Genomic DNA, 18,832 nt, shown 5'->3' with positions numbered 1-18,832 from the left:
ATAAAATTTATTCATTAATTCCAATACAAAGGAACATTGTACATTGATATATGTTGAACATAATTTGAATCCACTTCATAATTGCTTTTCTCAATCTGAAGTTTAATGCTTTCCATATTTTCAGGAATATCGCTAATAGTAAAAACTTTTTCATCTTCACTAACAGATACGTCCAATAAGTTGCCAGATGTGTCTACTGCTGTTACTGTCAAATCAATATCCTCGAACTGAGTTGAATAGGTCACAGGATTTACCATCATAAATTCTTTAGTACTTCGAGAAACAATTTGCTGTGATCCTTTCACAATATTCCGATCACCCCAGTTTCCAACCGAAATTTTCTTTAGATTCTCTATTTCATTTAGCGGCGTCAAATCAAGCACATTGTATTCAAATACAAACTCTTTTAGATTAGGTAAGTGCTGAGCAAAAGATATATCTACTGCGCTATCTCTGTCTTCGAAAACATTCATACTCATATTGATTCTTTCCAAGGAGGTCATTCCGCTAATTGGACGAAAATCCTGAATATTATCATTGTAGCCTCCGTCTAATTCTTTTACATTATTCATATACTGAAATCCATGTAGACTCCCAAATGAACCGTCTCCTGAACCAAAAACTGTCATATAGTTCAGTGTCCCCAATTGATTAATCGAGGGTATAAAGCTCTCCTCCGGCTCCTGTATTCCTAGCTCACCAAAAACATTGGCCCTAATACTGTAATCCGGTATATATACTTTATCATTGCCATTTTCTTCTCCATGGACGGGACCGCCGCTTCCCACAGCCGCTAACATAGCTATTACCATCATACTTCCCACAAATAACTTTTTCATTGAATCATTCCTTTCATTCGAATAACATAATTTTATCATACATAAAGACTAATAAAATCACTTAATTAACTTTTTTATTTTCAATTTAATGCATTAATTTGTTTAAAAAAAGAATTTTTTTCTTTTATGTTATTATGGATTTCATTAAACCAATGTGTATAGAAAAAACTTAGTGCAGGAATGCTTCATTCACTATTTTGGCTAGAAACATTTCTCGATACAACATATTTGACATCCTTAAAATATTGAACTTTTGTTTTTTTACTTTTTTTGTTGTTTATGAAAGAAAATCAAAAAAACAGACTACCTCGTTCGCTCTTCTCATAGTGTCTTCTTATTTAGATTAGTTTTATAATAATATTCACCTTATTCTTAAATCGCTGAACTCATCATGGAAAGCTACGATTCTTTCTAAGCAGCAAAATAGCTGCTCCTGCAATTACTCTTCGCAGTTAAAATAGCGATATGTACACTCTACTTCTACAATTTATCTGGATTCCATGTGAGTGAGCTACAACTCAATGAGCTATGTCACACTAACTTTTAGATATTTTACGTCAGTCTTTTACTATTATCTAGCAAAAGATATTGAAGTATACTTATCAACACCTGTATAACGTAATTTAATGCTATATAAAAAAGGAGATTTAACAATGACGGGGACACAAAAACAGAAAACAATACAGCCTATTGAATTTCTTTGGTTGGGCTTATATGGGTTTACAGGATTCAGTTTGGAATTGTTACTTGGTTTTTTGGTAAATACATTAGGTTTTACACCATTAAATAAAAATTTAAATTCTGTTTTAACTGGGATTCTTTGGTTTACTTTCGCCATTTTATTAATACAATATGCAAAAAGAAAATTTGAATTTAATGTATTTCACTTTAAACATCAATTATCGAACAAAGAATTTTCCATTGCATTCATGCTTATTATATTAATTACAATAATAACCTTTTTTGGCTTTGGTGGGTTCAAACCATTCGTAGAATTTACTAATGGTTCAAATAAAAGTATTCTCACTTATATGCTACAGATTTTTTATTACTTAGGCGAGTCAGCACTTATTGTATTAACTATCGTATTTGGTCAACAATTTGCGGAAAAACAATTTTTACTGAATCATAATATTCCTAGCGGCGGTGTTTTTTTAGCATTAACTTGGGGATTGATGCACTTTCTATTACAGGGATTTAGTGGCGGCCTATTTACAGTTTCATTTTCTATTCTAGCAGGGATACTTTATGTACTTTGCAAAAAAGATTTTAAATGGAGCTATCTATTAATTGCAGCAGCATTTATCCTATAAAATATCGTTAAATAGGAACTTCATTTTGATAGAAAAAACTCTTGAAACTGGATACCTTTTTTCTATATTCATAGAAAGAAAGTGCTGGAATAAAAAATTTGAGGATGCAAACAAGACATTACGGTCAGTCGTGCAAAAATTCTAGAACTTGATATTTCAGATAAAGTTACGATAAAAGGTAGTATTGTTAACGATTATACTCCACCATACTCACTTGGAATTTTTTTATACTGAACTATAATAAAAAGCTGAAGGCCTTTACTGCTAAAGGCTTTCAGCATGTCAATCGTGACGTCCCCGACTGGAATCGAACCAGCGACGTTTCGCTTAGGAATTCTCTATGCAGGATTTACTCTAATGGTATTGAATGGTCTGAAATACCACCTAATGTTATTACAAGGTGGTAAAGGGTCTATTACAAGTGTAATCTAATTCCCTCTGCTATCCCTTACTACACTTAAAAGTGTTAGCAATCGTTAGCAAAGAACCTTTCGCCAATGCTTTGGAAAATATCTACCGAAAGTGAAAAGATACTCGTATTTTGCATTACAACTGAATATTAAGAGAATTAATTTGTAAGACGTTCATAGTTGAGCGTCTTTTTTTGTATCTTGAATTAAGTTGAAACAATCAACGGAAAGGAAATTAAATATGAAATCAAAACAAAAACTAAGCAGAAAAATCATCAGTGGATTTCTAGCGGTCTTAACAATCGTCACCACATTCTTTACCTCTGCTCCTCCTGTATTCGCCAGTTCACTAAACTTAGATGAACCAACGAAATACCATTACACGGGTGTTAGCCCAAACACTGGCTATGCCATGACCCAAAACATCTACGTCCTAAAGATGGATGGCAAGAAAGTATTCTGTATTGAATCGGGAATCGTTGCCAACAGTGGTGAGGGTTACACTCCCGAAGCGTATATCAACGCCAAGAAGGATAAGTTATCTAAGATTGCATACTACGGCTACACTAATACAGGACAGAGCCATTATGATTACGCAGTTACACAAGTTATGATTTGGGAAGAATTAGGAGACCAATACCAATCTACAACCATTCCTAATTACCAGCAACGAAAAAATGAAATTCTTGCAATGGTAAATCGTCACGATACCCTACCATCTTGGAACGGGCAAGAAGTGACAATCAAAGTTGGGGATTCAATTACTCTTACGGATTCTAATGGTGTCTTATCTGATATGAACTTAGAATCAAATAACACCAATGCCAACTTACAACAAAATGGTAATACGATTGTGATTACACCCAGTAAAGATTCCAATAATGGCTCTATCACGTATCGTAAAGTACCGAAAAATGAAGTTGGTACATCAATCGTATACCGCAAACCACATGAACAATCAATGGTTGAATTTCACTTAGAAAGTGCCAAACAAGCCAGCATCAAAGTGAATGTGATTAAGCTTGGAAATCTTCAAGCTACTAAAATTGATGAAGATACTGGCAAGCCTTTAGCTAATGCAAAATTAAAGTTTGAATATGATGGAACTTCCAAAGAAGTTGTTACGGATTCAAATGGACTTGCTACCATTAAAGATATTCCAGAGGGTACGGTTGTTACTGTTAGTGAAGTGACCGCTCCTAATGGCTATGTGAATAAAGGTGAAATCAAGACTGTTACCATCAATCCAAATGACACTATCGCCGTTACTTTAGGCAATAAAGAACAGCTAGGACAAGTCTACCTTTCAAAGTCTGGTAAAGACTTTGGTACATCTATGCCAAACAATTACTACTCATTAGGTGGTGCAGTGTATGACATCTACAAAGCTGATGGTACAAAAGTTTCTACCATGACAACAGATAACTATGGGAAAGCTGTATCAGTTCCATTAAAGCTTGGTAAATACTATGCTTTAGAATCGAAAGCTCCTGCTGGCTACCAGCTAAACAAAGAAAAGATTCCATTTGAATTGAAATATGCAGGACAGACAGTAGAAATCACAACCACTTCTATTACTCAAGTTGAGGTGGAACAAAAAGGAAATGCTACCCTTGTCAAAGAAGATTCCAAAACAGGTGCAAAGCCACAAGGTGGTGCAAAACTTGACGGAGCAATCTACGAGTTACGCTGTACTTCTGATGATAAATTAATCAAAGAAGTTACCATCAAAGATGGCAAAGCGATTGTAAAAGGAATCAACCTTGATGATTATTATTGGGTTGAAACCAAAGCACCAGAGGGTTACCTAATTGATGAAGAAAAACACTCATTCAAATTAGAATACGCTGGACAAACCGTTGAAACGGCTTTGCAGACAACGACTGTCAAAGAAACGGTTATCACTGGCGGATTCGATATGATTAAATTTGGTAACTATGACTGGCTAACTAACCTCTTTGGCAATAAAGAAATTAAGCCATTAGAAGATGTTGAGTTCTCGGTTTACAGTGATACTACTAGTGAATTAGTAGCTAAAGGCAATACGGATAAAGAGGGTTATTTGAAATTCACTGACCTACCTTACGATACTTACACCGTAAAAGAAACTAAAACGCCAGAGGGCTACAAGCCTGCTGATGATTTCAAGGTGACAATTCGTGAACAAAACGAAACCCACCACTATGCTGTAGAAAACAAAGTCATTGAAGAAAAGTTAAAAGTGGTAAAAGTGGACGCTGAAACAGAAAAAGTGATTCCACGATCTGACGCTGGATTCCAAATCAAAAGCCTACAAACTGGCGAATTGGTATCTATGCAAAAGTTCAATGAAGATGGTAAAACTGATACATTCTTCACCAATAGCGAGGGTTACTCAATCTTACCAGAACCCCTATCTTATGGGGAATATGAGTTAATCGAAGTGCAAGCACCAGAGGGCTATGTATTAGCTAAAGAACCAGCGAAATTCAAGGTTGATGGCAAGCATAATGATGGCTTAATTGAAATCCGATTCAAAGATAATTCTCAAAAAGGTGTAGTGGATTTCACGAAAACCGGTCAAACGCCAATTGGTGTTGAGGTGACAGAATCTGAATACGGGCAAATATACGAGTTCCAATATGACTACAAGCCAATCGCTGGTGTAACTTACCACATTGAAGCCGTTGAGGACATCAAGACCAATGATGGTACAATTCGTGCGAAAAAAGGTAAAGTCGTTGCTACTTTAACTACTGATGATAAGGGCGAATGGCAATCACCAGAACTATATCTTGGAAAATACCAAGCCGTTGAAGCCTCTGCACCAAGTGGATTTATTATTGACCCTACCCCAATTCCGTTTGAACTGAAATACGCTGGACAATTAGTAGAGCTTACCTCTACTTCATTAACAGCAACAAATGACTTCCAATCTTTAGATATTCAATTATTCAAAAATGAGGAATCTATCACTGATTGGAATGAGAACAAGCCCGAACTTGAAATCATCAAAGGAAACGGCAAAGTCTTTGGTATCTTCACTCGTGAGGAACAACATTTAACTGACGAATTACAAGTACCTGCCAATGCTCTAGTTGGTTATCAAATGGTGAATGACGGAATTGCCAGCTTTGAAGTGAAATTGCCACAAGGCAAATATTACTTAAAAGAGATTGACGCTGGGGAAAGTCATGTTGCCAATGATACGGAATATGATATTGAATTTACTGCCGAAAACAATCATGCTACCTACCCGATTCATATTTACAGCGATACGGTAGCCTACGGCAAACAAACCTTACAAAAGATTGTTCGCCAACCAATTTTGAACAAGCTACATTTAAACGAGTTCACCATGAAGAAAGTGAATGAAAAAGCCTTTTTCGACAAAGAAACAGGTGTCACTTTCACTTATGATACATTAGGAACTGGAGCGAAATTTACCCTCGAAACTAAAGATGGTGATGTTATGCAAGAAGTCACTATCACTAAAGATGGTCTAGGAATATTCAAATATGTACCAGTTGGAACATTCTACTTAAAAGAACAAGCTCCATCATCAAATGATTTTGTCTTATCAAAAGATGCTATTCGTATTGAATCAACCAAAGATGGTATCAAAGCGTATGACAAAGACAACAAACTAATTGGTGAAACTCCTGCACCATCAGAGGAAACCGAAGCCACAATCACTTTTAAATTAGCTAACTACTTGAAAAAAGGAACGGCTGAATTAACTAAAAAAGATGTATCAACTGGTGAATTATTGCCAAATACAAGTGTACGAATCCTTGATGATAAAAAAGAAGTGATTGCAGAGGGTCGCACCAATGAGAAAGGTATCTATACTTTTGAACAGTTACCAAAGGGAATCTACTATTTTCAAGAGTATGACGCTCCAGAGGGTTACCAGCTTGATGATACCCCTATGCAATTTGAAATTACTGAAAACGGAGAGGTTGTGAAATGCGAAATGACAAACAAGAAGATTAACAAAAATGAATCAATGCCACAAACTGGAGACACTACAAATACTGCTATCTTTGCATTAGGTCTTGTGTTATCGGTAAGTGCATTAGGAGTTCTATACTTCCGCCGTAAAAAAGCAAAAGCTGAATAATAGAAAATAGACGCAAGGATTACGACAAGTTATTGACGTACCTTGCATTTTTACAAAAGACAATACTTTCCCTATTGCTATAAGGTTTCCGCCACCTTATAATATACTTAATAACATACAAAATGACAGGAGGGAAAATAATGTTTAATGAGATATGTATATATGAAGCAAAAATCAATAAACAAGATGAAATTGAGCAACTTATGAAAGAAGTTGCCGAATTTTACAAACAGCAAAAAGGTGTTGTTGAAGTGAAGTACATTAAACGCACCCATAGACAAAAAGACTTTAACGCTGTTAAAGCAGGCGAAAACCCAGTTCCTTTGACAAGATATGTTGGTAAAGTAACTTATGTACTATACTGGGTTGTAGAAGATGAAGAAACTCATGCAAGAGTTTCAAAACTGGGAATTGAACAATTTTATAAAAGATGGACAAGGTGTTTAACTACTATGCCTAAAATAATACTCGGAGAGAATATTGTCTAACATTAATTATAAGTTTACTAAGCAGGTGCTAAAAACAGTATCTGCTTTTTTTGTTCCCTTTATTTAGAAATGAGGTGGTTGCATATGCACTCAATACGTTCTCCATCCAGAGAAGAAATAGCAAAACATTACAATTTAATCAAAAATACATTCAAGAAAGAAATGAGGTAAAAATATATGGAATTAAAACACGTAATACCCAACATGGAAAAAACATTTGGACAATTAGAATATGCTGGAGAGGGTAAGGTTGAACAGCGAAGAATTAATGGTAAACCTACCATTCTCTCACGTAGCTATAATCTTTACTCAAACATTCAAAGAGCTGATGATATTATCGTCATTCTTCCTGCCGAAGCTGGAGAAAAGCACTTTGAAATCGAGCAAAAAGTAAAATTAGTAAACCCATGTATCACAGCAGAGGGCTACAAAATTGGTACTCGTGGATTCACAAACTATATCATGTATGCTGACGATATCGTCAAAGCGTAAGAAAGGACAGGTAATTAAATATGAGATTAGCCGAAGGAATCGTAATTGAAAAAGAAAAAACATTTGGAGCATTGAAGTTTTCCGCCCTGCGTAGAGAGGTCAAGATTGTTGATGATGAGGGCAATGTAACCGAACAGGTCAAAGAACGTACTTTTGACCTAAAATGTAAGGAACAAGGACGCATGATACAAGTTAGTATCCCTGCTTCTGCTGGAGTTAAAAACTTTGACTACAACGCCGAAGTTGAAATCATTAACCCCATTGCTGACACGGTAGCTACTGCTACGTTTCAAGGTGCTGACGTAGACTGGTATATCAAAGCCGAAGATATCGTATTGAAAAGACTAACACAAAACCAGCAAGCCGACCAGAAGCAGAATCACGATAAAAAATAACAGGATTCTCTACTTATAAGAAATAGTATATAATAAGAGAAAGTTATGAAATTTGATGGAGGGTAAAATTATGCCATATATTAGATATGCTAAAAAAGAGGATAATGCATTTTGGTTTAAACTTGATGAACATATTTCAAAAGTAGAATTTGATAATAAAGTACGTGATAAAATGGCGTATTTGTTATTGGAAAATGATATTCCAATAGGATTATTACGATATAATTTATTTTGGGATAATACCCCTTTTTGTACAATGCTCTATATAGATACAAAATACCAAAGTAAAGGTTATGGAAAACTTTTAATGGAATTCTGGGAAAATGAAATGAAAGAACTAGGTTATGGTATGCTCATGACCTCTACGCAAGTTGATGAAAATGCACAGCACTTTTATAGAAAAATAGGATTCCATGACGCTGGGGCATTGATTATTGATATTCCAAAATATAAACAACCTATGGAAATGTTTTTTATAAAAGAAATCTAAAATGCATAACTTCACTTTCTTTATTCAGAAAGGAGAAATTATAATTTTTAAATACAAAGGAAAACGAATCCGAGCAAGTGATAAACAATTAGTCTATCACTTTTTTACTGTTTCAATGGTTGCCCTATTCTCCTGTGTCATGATACCTTTTCATTTAAGAGCTATCATGGCGGTGGATTGGGAAACGGTAACACTTGACGATTTTATCAATCAACTACAAACGCCATACTTCTTGGGTAGTGTAATCACTGCCCTTTTTGCATGCCTACTTGTTGGGTTTCTTTATTACTACTATAAGATTGATAACATCAAACAGCTTGAACATAGACAAAAGCTGGCAAAGATGGTTCTACAAAATGGCTGGTATGAAGCTGAACAGGTTCAATCTGAGGGCTTCTTTAAAGACCTACCCAGCTCAAAGACAAAAGAGCGAATTAGTCATTTTCCTAAGATGTACTATTATCTCAAAGATGGTCTTATTCACATCAATGTTGAAATCACTATGGGAAAGTATCAAGACCAACTTTTACAGCTTGAAAACAAGTTAGAAACTGGTTTGTATTGCGAACTTGTGGATAAGGAATTAAAGGATTCTTATATTGAGTACACCTTACTTTATGATACTATCGCTAGTCGTATTCAGATTGATGAAGCAGTAGCTGGTGCTGGTAGATTGAAACTAATGGAATCTGTTTATTGGGAATACGATTCCCTACCGCATATGTTAATCGCTGGTGGTACTGGAGGTGGGAAAAGTTATTTCATTCTCACTATTATTGAAGCCTTGCTTCACACCAATGCCAAACTATATATTCTTGACCCTAAAAATAGTGACCTTGCAGATTTAGAAACTGTTATGGATAACGTCTACTATCGCAAAGATGATATGCTCCAGTGTATCAATCAATTTCATGAGGATATGATTACTCGTAGCGAAGAAATGAAGCAACACCCAAACTATAAAACAGGTGAAAACTATGCCTATCTTGACTTACCTGCTAACTTCCTTATCTTTGATGAGTATGTCGCATTTATGGATATGCTGGGGCGTGAAAGTGCCGAAGTGATAAGCAAGCTAAAACAGATTGTAATGCTAGGTCGGCAAGCTGGATTCTTTCTAATCTTGGCTTGTCAGCGTCCAGACGCAAAATATTTGGGTGATGGGATTCGTGACCAGTTTAACTTCCGTGTTGCCCTTGGGCGCATGAGTGAGCTTGGTTATGGCATGATGTTTGGTAGTGATACAACAAAACAATTTTTCTTAAAGCCCATCAAATCGTGTTGTATGGCTACCTAAAACTGTTTCACTGCTTCTACGTCGTTATAAAGATGAGCAAATGGAATTAAAGGAGTTCTTAGGAACGGCTTACAATGATTACAACCTAGTCATTGCATTAGACAACGGAAATCCTGTAGAGGGTCGAATTATCCGTGATAGATTTCAAGAACTATGCGAAACAAACAACCTTGAAATTGTAGTATTCCATAGCCTACGCCACCTAAGTACAGGCTATAAATTAAAAATGACAAATGGTGATATTAAATCTGTTCAAGGTGATACAGGTCACCCCGAAGCTGAAATGGTAATGGACGTTTATTCCAGAGTAATTGATGAAGATAGACGCTTGAATGCCAAGAAGTTAGATGAACAATTCTACGGTTCGCTTGATGAATCTAAAGAAAAATCTGTTTCAAGCAAAGATGATTTCTTCACTAATTTAGTAGAATTTATGTCTGATGAAACTAATAGACAGCGTCTACAAGATATGCTTAGTCTTGCTAACGGCTAGGGGCTTGTGATTCTTGCTAACAAAAAGTGTTAGCAAATTGATGAAAAACTGATAAAAAATCAGCTCGAAAAAAATTGTGTTAGCAAACTCTCTTACCTCTTGAAAATCGAAGGCAAGAAAAATCTATCTACTATGTTTAAATAAAATCAGAGAATACATACAGTTGAATTTCATATAAAACTATAATATATAAAAAGCTGAAAACCACTGATATTAAAGGCTTTCAGCATGTCAATCGTGACGTCCCCGACTGGAATCGAACCAGCGACGTTTCGCTTAGGAGGCGAACCCTCTATCCTACTGAGGTACGGGGACATATTCAATTTGGCACTTGTTCAACAAGCCCTTACGTAATATCCATTTTACTAAGGAAGCCTATTTTCAGTTGATATTTAACCTATCAAGCTTTGGCAGAGTTTCTATCTTTATCAAAGCTACATATAGTAGCTCAGTAATAAAAGCATACCATTTCATTTTATGATTCTTCCCCTTTTCTGTCAATCATTATTCGGAAAAGGAAAATATTTTCTTTTTCTCAGTAATTGTAGGCATATATATCGAAATCAAGCGCTGTCAATGCTAAGATTATAGTAAGAAGAGAAAAAGGAGAGTTGATTGTATGACTGACAAACCAAAAGAGAAGGTATTTGCGGAACGACAGGACAATTATAAGCAGGAAAAGGAAGAAATCTTTAAGCAAGCTCTGAAAGAACAAAAAGCAACTGATAAAGAAGCGGATAAAAAAGAGAAATAACCTTTATCTAACTTTATATTTGCCGAAACACCAGCCGGAAAGCTTTTCCGCTGGTGTTTTTTCCAAATAATAATCAAAAATAATCTTCTAGAATCGGTTTACCTTTCGGCAGCAGCTGATCTAACTGGCGAATTTCTTCTAACTCACCAATGAGCTTTCCATAAAAGCTTAATGCTTCACCTGAGCGATAGCCCATAAACAGCTGTGTCCATTCTTGAATCCCAGCACTCATCATTTTCTCTTTATCTATTTCTTTTGAATTAGCTACCTTTTCAAAAAATGTCCTTCCGTTCTTTAAAATTAGTTTCCAAGTTCCCTCATTCCAATTCGCATACTCATCTTTAATAGTCAAATAAAATGTATACTCTTCATCTGCGTATTGAAAAGGGTAATCGGTAATGAAGGTTTCAATATCCACTATTCTTCCCATCATATAAGGTGTCAGCTGCATTTGAAGCAAAGGAGCCGGCATTAAAAAGCTGTTATCCTCTCCAGAGAATCCTTTTTTATAAAAGAATTCCTGAGTGGCTCCATTATGCGAGCCAATAAAACGGCTCAACATACTATAGCCTTCACCAGTTAGGCAAGACCACTCGTATATAGTAAAGCGCTCTCCGCTCACCTGATATACCAGGTAGCCGTCTATTTCTCCTAAGTCATTTTCGTATAAGGCAAATAAGTATTCATTTCCTAAGTCAAACTTATACTCCAGCCACCAGTCTGATCTTATCACGCCTCCACGTTGATTATCTTTTTTTTGTATGTATATTTTTTGAATCACTGCCTTTGCTTCTTTCCAAGTAACACGATGGATACGTCCTTTTGATGCCTTACTAATCGGCCAGTCTTGCGGATTAACTTTATATTCAATCTGTTCAAAGATTTGTTCATAGCCATAGCGACGATAAAAAGGATATGAAAACGGCGCTAAATAGGACAACGCTACCTTATTCCTCGCTGATTCTGCAAGCATCGTTTTTATCAGCGCTGTGATGCTTCCCTGTCCTCTATACTCAGGATATGAAGATACACAACCAATTCCAGCCATTTTGAATTCGATTCCATGAAAATTTACTTTAAAAGGTGTAGCCAATAGCTGACTAGTCAACGTCTCCCCTTCAAAATAGCCATACCCATCTGAATGCTTCACAATCCAGTCAAAACGTTTTCTCCAACGCTCAGAGATTTCAACATTAAACGCATACGCTCCTAATTCGAGCATTGCAGGAATTTCATCCTTTTTGATTTTACGTACTTCGCCCATTATATCCGGCTCCTTCCAGCTATAGATGTATCATTAAATAAATCTACTGCGCTATTGCCTTTCTACTCATTGCTGATATCGCTTAAACTCCTATACACAAAGCAAAAATAAAATGGATTGCTAAAAAAATCAAACTCTTTCCTCAATACGAGTGGGCTGACCAACAAGAACATGTTTCTCTGCAATCTGGTAAAGGCAACAGCGTGTATTCACTCTTATCGAATCGATATACAGACAGTATAACAGGCAATCCGTTCCAGAAAAAGTGTTGACTGTTTTCTGAGTGAATATCTACTTTTTTGTCCTGCTAATACTACAGATTCCATCAATAAACTAAATTTTGATTTTCTTTATTCGGTCTCTGACTCCTTTTCTATTCCACTAAAGGGATTGAATCACCGAAACCTATGACCACACTTTAGAAGTTAAAAAGACTAAAAAAAGATAAAAAAGGGACTGTGACATTAGTATGCCTCAGTCCCTTAAACCCGGATAAACGGTGTTTCAGAAGTAACTTCTTCGACAATAAGGCGGAAATTCGCAAAAATTTGTAGAACAATTTTCGGAATTTCCGCCTTATTGCTTGAAGCTGAACACTTCTGTCACAACCTCTACTTAGGATACATTTAATAAGAATTTTCTATTTGCTGAAGCATATTTTTAAATTGTTTCTTTTTGAAAAAGCCCATTAGGATGCCAACAAATGTATCATTAATTTTTTGTAGGGTACCAAAAGAGTTCATTTTCTCGGTATAATGAAGCTCACAGGAGTACTCATCCACTGGTCTAATTTCATATTGTGCAAAAAAATCATTTCTTGCAGTTGATGTCTTATACGCATAACACTCATTATCAACCAGTTTTTCAATCTTTATTTTAGCTCTACTGTTTTTTGAATATTCTTTAATATACTCGAAATTTCTCAGCTGTAATCGATTCAGTGTCTCTCCTGTATTATGACGCACATCAAAAATTACTGATTCAAGAATTTTTTCATAGATATAGGTTGCTGGTACATTCATCTTTTTGACAATTTCCTGCCTTTTCACCTCAGTATCTTTAACTTATTTATTCTGCTTTTCCCGCTTTCTTCCAGTTACAAAGAAAAACAGACCTGTTGCCATAACAACCAGCGATGTAATAATGTTGGCAAAATTATATGAACCAGTCTGCGCATTTGCACTATATACAAACATAAGCAATCCTATACTGATTATGAATAAGCCGTTCTTTGTCATATTTACCAGTCCCATCTACTAAATTATACTGCTGCTGCTTGGAAATAAAGTACGTTGCCCCAAGGTTGTGCCTTAATCATTTCTTTCGCTTTTGTAGCTGCTGCTGCGGCATCCCCTGTTACTTCAAAAATTAGTTTAATTCCTTGTTTTTCTTTAAAGCTATATGTGAAGTCTCCTCCATCATAGGTGTTTAATAACTCTTTAATTGCATCCTGCTGCATTGCTGAACTGATTCCAATCATCGTATTTTCCCCTTTCATTTTATGTAAGATTACTGGATGATACAGTTGTCTGAATCATCCAGTAACAATTTTGTTTGATACTTATTCAGGTTCCCCTAATGAAGGGTCTACCTTGTTTGCTGCAATCACAAATGGTGCCCAGATGACAAATGCAACCGCTAAATTGACAAGTGACAGTACAATTGCACGCCAGTCTCCAGCTGTTGCCAGGAATCCGCTAAGAATAGTCGGCATTACCCAGATAACATTTACAACAACTGGTTTAACTAACCCTGCTTCTGTTGCAAAGAAAGCAATTGTTGCCGTTACTAATGGTGCTACGATAAATGGCACAACGAGAACTGGATTCAATACTACTGGCAGACCGAACATTACAGGCTCATTAATATTGAATAAACCAGGTCCAATTCCTAATCGACCAACTGTTTTGTAATCCGCACGTTTTGAGAACATAAGGATAGTAATCAATAGAACAAGTGTTACACCTGCTCCGCCTGGCCATACAAACGCTTCGAATGAACCAGCAACCCATTTATAAGGGATTGGTTCAGCATTTTGATAAGCATTTGTATTTTCTACCATTGCCACTCCATAGATGGACTGCAGTACAGGCCCCATGATGTTTGTCCCGTGAAGACCAAAGAACCACAAAACATGTACAAGTAGTACAATGATAAATACTGCGAAGTAACCCTGTGATAAGCCCAATAACGGTGCTTGAATTGTATCAGAAATCCAGTCAATAACCGGCATGCCAGTTACTTGTTTGAATACTTTATAAATGATACCACACACATAAAGTGCTACTACACCAGGAATAATTGCGGCAAAAGCTTTTGATACTGCTGGTGGAACTGAATCCGGCATTTTAATAACAATATTTTTTCTCATTAAAATAGCGAAAATAATAACTGATATAAAACCAAAAATCATTGCTGTAAACAAACCAGATCCACCCATATGTGGACTAAATGGGAAATAGCCCCAAGCACTAGCTCCAATACTTGATGCACCATCTGCAGTTGTAACAGTACCACCTGCATCTGTAATCATGCTGGCAACATCTTTAGGAAGTGTACCGTCTAAAGTTAATGTTGTTGTTGCTGTGTCAGGCAAGCCCATGAAGAACGCAACCAAAGCGACAATTGAGCCTGATAATGTATCTACCTCATAGGCTTTCGCCAGGTTGTAGCCAAAAGAAATACAAAAGACTACGGCCATAATTGCTAATGTTGCATTCCAAATCAACCCGTTAACATCAATTACCGGCTGAAAGAATTCGGTAATCGGGTTAACCAATCCTGCATCTTTATAGACTTCCGGCTGAAAATAATCTCTTGGGAAGTCGCGCATGAATGCGTTTAAAAGTACGGCAACTGCCCCAGCCATTGTTGCCGGCATCATGCCAATAAATGCATCACGCAATGCTACTAGATGCTTTTCTGCACCAATTTTAGCAGCAACAGGCAGGATGTACTTCTCCATCCAGTTTACTAATCCATTCATTTCTATATCCTCCTATAAATACTATTTATCTAAAGAGCAGCACTCTTTAAATCAACTCATCAAAAACTCCGTTCAAAAAGTTTCCAAATCATTTTCCACTTCTCCGTTCAAAAAGAATAGGAATTATTTTGTATCCATGCGACGGTAAACGTCAATGATTTCTTTCGCCAAATCAGTGAAAGCGATTGATGTCATCAAATGGTCCTGACTGTGTACAGTCAACAATGTTACTGTCATGTTATTGCCCTGTGCTTCCTGTGTTAATAAACCAGTTTGTGAGTGGTGTGCTTCAACTAAAGAAGCTTCTGCGTCAGCAATTTTTTGATCTGCTACTTCAAAGTTTCCTTCTTTCGCTGCTGCAATAGCTTCCATTGCATCACTTTTCGCATTTCCGCCAAACATAATTAAACCCATAATAGCTTCTAAATTTTTTTCTTCCATTCCAATTTCTCCTTCGATCATATTTATTTTTATTCGATTAGCCCATTAACGCAACAGCTTGATCCAGAACTTTTTCACCGTTCATCATGCCATAGTCAGCCATGTTGATAACATCCAGCGGAATACCCATTGGTGCTAGCTTTTGTTCGAACTGTGCTTTCATGAAACGAACTTGCGGGCCTAAAAGTAGAACATTTACATCTTTTGCTTCCAAGTTATTGTCTGCATCTGATGCAGATACTGCAAAGATATCAGCATCCATTCCTCTTGCTTCAGCTGCTTTTTGCATTTTTGTTACTAATAAACTTGTACTCATTCCTGCAGAACATACTAACATAATTGTTTTCTTCGCCATTTTTTTACACTCCTTAAAGTAATTTAGTTACACATAAGTAATAAGCAAGAAACATGCCAAAAAAAATAACCTTATATCCTTTAATATAAGGTTATAATTTATTTGTTTAGTGTGCACACTAGGAATTGTTTCATACACACTAAAGACTAGTATGTAAAATTACATACTAGCCTTTAGTAATTTGATTTTTTTACACTCATTGTTCTTTTTCGAAGTAGCTCACATTAATATGAACTTTCTATCTGATCAAGCATTTTTTTGAATTGTCTCTTTTTAAAAAAGCCTAATATAAAACCAATCGCTGCATCATTTAATTTCTGCATCGTCCCAAATGATTCCATTTTCTCTGTATAATGAACTTCACAGGAATTATTGTCCACAGCTTTAATTTTATATTGTGCATGATACTGATTTTTCACTGTAGAGGTTTTATAAGCATATTCTTCATTTTCCACCAGCTTCTCAATCTTAATCTTCGCCCGGCTGTTCTTAGAAAATTCTTTGACATATTCAAAATTATTTAACTGCATAGGTTTTAATCGTTTACCAGTACTTCGATTCACATCATATAATACTGATTCAACAACTTTTCCATAAAAATAGGAAGCTGGCACATTCATCTTTTTAACGATTTCCATTCTTCTTCACCTCATTATCCTTATCTTTATTCTGCTTATCGCGCTTTCTTCCCTTTAAGAAGAAAAACAATCCGATTCCCATGACAACTAATGAAGAAAAAATATTTACAATATTGTATTCGCCCGTCTGCGCATTTGCACTATATACAAACATAAGCAATCCTATACTGATTACAAATAAGCCGTTTTTTGTCATTATTACCAGTCCCGTCTAAAAATTATACTGCTGTGGCTTGGAAATACAACACATTGCCCCACGGCTGTGCTTTAATCATTTCCTTCGCTTTCACAGCGGCAGCGGCAGCATCGCCGGTTACTTCAAAAACAAGCTTGATTCCTTGTTTTTCTTTAAAAGTATAAGTGAAGTCGCCTCCATCATAAGTGTTTAATAACTCTTTAATTGCATCTTGCTGCATTGCTGAACTAATTCCGATCATTGTTAATTACCCCTTTCGTTTATTATATGTAAGAATGCCGGATGATCCAATAAAGCAGATCATCCAGCAAAAATAATTAATACTTATTCCTTCTCGCCTAATGCAGGATCTACTTTATTCGCTGCAATAACGAATGGTACCCAGATAATGAAGGATGACAGCATACATACTAGTGACACGATGATTGCTCTCCAGTCAAATCCAGTTGCCATAAATGCCAGCAGAACCGGCGGCATTACCCATGTTACCTGTTGACTGACCGGATTTACCAAGTCTGCCATTGTTGCAAAGTAACCGATAGAAACTGATACTACAGGCGCTAATAAGAATGGAATAAACATAATTGCATTCAATACAATTGGTAAACCAAACATAATAGGCTCATTAATGTTGAATAAACCAGGGCCTAATGACAACGTACCAACGGCACGGTAATCTGCCCGTTTAGAGAATAGAATAATTGCAAGAATTAGTATAATCGTTCCACCTGAACCACCATACCATCCGAAAGCATCCCATGAGCCACGAACCCATTTGTATCCTTCAGATTTAACTAATTCAATACCACCATCCTGGAATAAGCTAAGGTTTTCTAATTGAGCAACCCCGAATACCCCTTCAAGAATTGGTGCTAATACGTTAGGTCCATGAATTCCGAAGAACCAGAAGACTTGAACGAATAGTGTAACAATGAATACTGCGAAGTATCCTTGAGAGAAACCAAGCAACGGTTTCGCGATAGCTTCACTAATCCAATCAGTAAACAATTGATCTGTAAACATTCTGAAGAAATAATAAAATGCTGAACACACATAAAGTGCTGCGGTTGCAGGAATAATTGCCGCAAAAGCTTTTGATACTGCTGGCGGAACTGAATCCGGCAGCTTAATAGTGATATTTCTCTTCATTAACTGACAGAAAATCATCGTTGCTACAAACCCGATAATCATTGCTGTAAAATAACTTTCACCTTTGAGATGGGAGATATTTAACCAGCCATATGCTGAACCAGTAATTCCATCAGCGGTTGCTACCAGCCCTGCATTTGCAGTATTAATAGCGTCTACTGCTGAACTAGGCAATTCCATAGCCCAACTTCCTGAGAATGAATCTGAGAATCCAGCTGCAAAAGAAATCAATGAAACAATTCCCCCTGCTAAGTCGTTTACATTGTATGCTCTTGCAATATAGTATCCCCATGAGAATGAGAATATTATAGCTGCAATCAATATGGTCCCGTTGTAAACAAAACCATTAATTCCAATGATATCCTTGATTACTGGAATCATTGTACCGTCATACCCAGATAATACCTGAGTCATGTCAGCATTGTACGTTGGTGGAAAGAATTGCCTTGGCATATCACGAATAATTGCGTTGATCATTAGCGCAACAGAACCGGCCATCGTTGCTGGCATCGTACCGATGAAAGCGTCACGAAGTGCAACTAGGTGTTTCTGAGCACCAATCTTCCCGGCAACAGGAAGAATGTACTTTTCCAACCATGCTGTTAAAGCGTTCATTTTTGTATCCTCCTATAAAAATATTTATCTAAAGAGCAAACGCTCTTTAAACCCCAATTAATAAAACTCCGTTCAAAAAGTTTTAAGATAATTACCTCAAATTCTCCGTTCAAAA

General features: G+C 36.3%; 21 protein-coding genes, 1 tRNA gene and 1 pseudogene. 10 read left to right on the top strand and 13 right to left on the bottom strand.

The features are described 5' to 3' along the window. Positions 1 to 14 precede the first annotated feature (14 nt). The gene (locus AC1Z3K_RS04765; RefSeq protein WP_461732002.1) at positions 15 to 839 is read right to left on the bottom strand and encodes a hypothetical protein; all 825 of its coding nucleotides are present in this window, start codon (positions 837 to 839) and stop codon (positions 15 to 17) included. A gap of 653 nt (positions 840 to 1,492) precedes the next feature. On the opposite strand from AC1Z3K_RS04765, the gene AC1Z3K_RS04760 reads away from it, so the two are divergent. From AC1Z3K_RS04760 to AC1Z3K_RS04720, 9 genes and pseudogenes are all read left to right on the top strand, one after another. Continuing rightward, positions 1,493 to 2,152, top strand: a complete 660-nt coding sequence (locus tag AC1Z3K_RS04760; RefSeq protein ID WP_461732001.1) for a hypothetical protein — start codon at positions 1,493 to 1,495, stop codon at positions 2,150 to 2,152. A gap of 279 nt (positions 2,153 to 2,431) precedes the next feature. After that, positions 2,432 to 2,584, top strand: coding sequence for a hypothetical protein (locus AC1Z3K_RS04755; RefSeq protein ID WP_461732000.1), 153 nt, complete (start codon positions 2,432 to 2,434; stop codon positions 2,582 to 2,584). A 219-nt stretch (positions 2,585 to 2,803) separates the two neighbouring features. Further along, complete coding sequence (locus AC1Z3K_RS04750) at positions 2,804 to 6,664, top strand: SpaA isopeptide-forming pilin-related protein (RefSeq protein ID WP_461731999.1); 3,861 nt, start codon at positions 2,804 to 2,806, stop codon at positions 6,662 to 6,664. Between the two features lie 140 nt (positions 6,665 to 6,804). Continuing rightward, a complete protein-coding gene (locus tag AC1Z3K_RS04745) occupies positions 6,805 to 7,152 on the top strand; it encodes a hypothetical protein (RefSeq protein ID WP_461731998.1) in 348 nt (115 codons plus the stop codon). A gap of 177 nt (positions 7,153 to 7,329) precedes the next feature. Beyond that, positions 7,330 to 7,644: a YdcP family protein gene (locus tag AC1Z3K_RS04740; protein ID WP_461731997.1), complete on the top strand. Its 315-nt coding sequence runs from the start codon at positions 7,330 to 7,332 to the stop codon at positions 7,642 to 7,644. A gap of 20 nt (positions 7,645 to 7,664) precedes the next feature. Continuing rightward, positions 7,665 to 8,039 carry a YdcP family protein gene (locus tag AC1Z3K_RS04735; protein ID WP_461731996.1) on the top strand — a complete coding sequence of 125 codons (375 nt, stop codon included), beginning with the start codon at positions 7,665 to 7,667 and terminating at the stop codon, positions 8,037 to 8,039. A gap of 70 nt (positions 8,040 to 8,109) precedes the next feature. Continuing rightward, on the top strand, positions 8,110 to 8,529 hold the full coding sequence (locus AC1Z3K_RS04730) for a GNAT family N-acetyltransferase (RefSeq protein ID WP_461731995.1): 420 nt from the start codon (positions 8,110 to 8,112) through the stop codon (positions 8,527 to 8,529). Between the two features lies 1 nt (position 8,530). Beyond that, positions 8,531 to 9,805: pseudogene (locus AC1Z3K_RS04725) on the top strand (FtsK/SpoIIIE domain-containing protein); the annotation flags it as partial. 61 nt (positions 9,806 to 9,866) lie between these two features. Continuing rightward, positions 9,867 to 10,319 carry a site-specific integrase gene (locus AC1Z3K_RS04720; RefSeq protein WP_461731994.1) on the top strand — a complete coding sequence of 151 codons (453 nt, stop codon included), beginning with the start codon at positions 9,867 to 9,869 and terminating at the stop codon, positions 10,317 to 10,319. Between the two features lie 241 nt (positions 10,320 to 10,560). Here AC1Z3K_RS04720 and AC1Z3K_RS04715 read toward each other — a convergent pair. Continuing rightward, positions 10,561 to 10,634, bottom strand: a tRNA-Arg gene (locus tag AC1Z3K_RS04715). Between the two features lie 304 nt (positions 10,635 to 10,938). Here AC1Z3K_RS04715 and AC1Z3K_RS04710 point away from each other — a divergent pair. Then, on the top strand, positions 10,939 to 11,073 hold the full coding sequence (locus AC1Z3K_RS04710) for a hypothetical protein (RefSeq protein ID WP_426080864.1): 135 nt from the start codon (positions 10,939 to 10,941) through the stop codon (positions 11,071 to 11,073). 73 nt (positions 11,074 to 11,146) lie between these two features. On the opposite strand, the gene AC1Z3K_RS04705 is transcribed toward AC1Z3K_RS04710, so the two are convergent. The 11 genes from AC1Z3K_RS04705 to AC1Z3K_RS04655 all read right to left on the bottom strand — a co-directional run bounded on the left by AC1Z3K_RS04705 (position 11,147) and on the right by AC1Z3K_RS04655 (position 18,717). Then, positions 11,147 to 12,337 carry a GNAT family N-acetyltransferase gene (locus tag AC1Z3K_RS04705; RefSeq protein WP_461731993.1) on the bottom strand — a complete coding sequence of 397 codons (1,191 nt, stop codon included), beginning with the start codon at positions 12,335 to 12,337 and terminating at the stop codon, positions 11,147 to 11,149. Between the two features lie 626 nt (positions 12,338 to 12,963). Then, positions 12,964 to 13,386: a DUF3284 domain-containing protein gene (locus tag AC1Z3K_RS04700; RefSeq protein WP_461731992.1), complete on the bottom strand. Its 423-nt coding sequence runs from the start codon at positions 13,384 to 13,386 to the stop codon at positions 12,964 to 12,966. 15 nt (positions 13,387 to 13,401) lie between these two features. Next, a complete protein-coding gene (locus tag AC1Z3K_RS04695) occupies positions 13,402 to 13,575 on the bottom strand; it encodes a hypothetical protein (protein ID WP_461731991.1) in 174 nt (57 codons plus the stop codon). A 23-nt stretch (positions 13,576 to 13,598) separates the two neighbouring features. Then, a complete protein-coding gene (locus tag AC1Z3K_RS04690) occupies positions 13,599 to 13,817 on the bottom strand; it encodes a hypothetical protein (protein ID WP_426080867.1) in 219 nt (72 codons plus the stop codon). A gap of 81 nt (positions 13,818 to 13,898) precedes the next feature. After that, positions 13,899 to 15,323 carry a PTS sugar transporter subunit IIC gene (locus tag AC1Z3K_RS04685; protein ID WP_426080868.1) on the bottom strand — a complete coding sequence of 475 codons (1,425 nt, stop codon included), beginning with the start codon at positions 15,321 to 15,323 and terminating at the stop codon, positions 13,899 to 13,901. 123 nt (positions 15,324 to 15,446) lie between these two features. Beyond that, the gene (locus tag AC1Z3K_RS04680) at positions 15,447 to 15,764 is read right to left on the bottom strand and encodes a PTS lactose/cellobiose transporter subunit IIA (protein WP_461731990.1); all 318 of its coding nucleotides are present in this window, start codon (positions 15,762 to 15,764) and stop codon (positions 15,447 to 15,449) included. A 37-nt stretch (positions 15,765 to 15,801) separates the two neighbouring features. Continuing rightward, on the bottom strand, positions 15,802 to 16,119 hold the full coding sequence (locus tag AC1Z3K_RS04675; RefSeq protein WP_426080870.1) for a PTS sugar transporter subunit IIB: 318 nt from the start codon (positions 16,117 to 16,119) through the stop codon (positions 15,802 to 15,804). Positions 16,120 to 16,343: 224 nt separating this feature from the next. Further along, positions 16,344 to 16,757 carry a DUF3284 domain-containing protein gene (locus AC1Z3K_RS04670; protein WP_426080871.1) on the bottom strand — a complete coding sequence of 138 codons (414 nt, stop codon included), beginning with the start codon at positions 16,755 to 16,757 and terminating at the stop codon, positions 16,344 to 16,346. After that, positions 16,744 to 16,953, bottom strand: coding sequence for a hypothetical protein (locus tag AC1Z3K_RS04665; protein ID WP_426080872.1), 210 nt, complete (start codon positions 16,951 to 16,953; stop codon positions 16,744 to 16,746). Before AC1Z3K_RS04665 ends, AC1Z3K_RS04670 begins: the two co-directional genes overlap by 14 nt. Positions 16,954 to 16,975: 22 nt before the next feature. Beyond that, positions 16,976 to 17,194, bottom strand: a complete 219-nt coding sequence (locus AC1Z3K_RS04660; RefSeq protein ID WP_426080873.1) for a hypothetical protein — start codon at positions 17,192 to 17,194, stop codon at positions 16,976 to 16,978. 83 nt (positions 17,195 to 17,277) lie between these two features. Next, the gene (locus tag AC1Z3K_RS04655) at positions 17,278 to 18,717 is read right to left on the bottom strand and encodes a PTS sugar transporter subunit IIC (protein ID WP_426080874.1); all 1,440 of its coding nucleotides are present in this window, start codon (positions 18,715 to 18,717) and stop codon (positions 17,278 to 17,280) included. Positions 18,718 to 18,832: the final 115 nt, after the last annotated feature.

This window comes from Enterococcus sp. LJL128, from assembly GCF_056924295.1.
The sequence above is the reverse complement of the archived record's forward strand: the minus strand, read 5'-3'. Positions and strand labels throughout refer to the sequence as shown.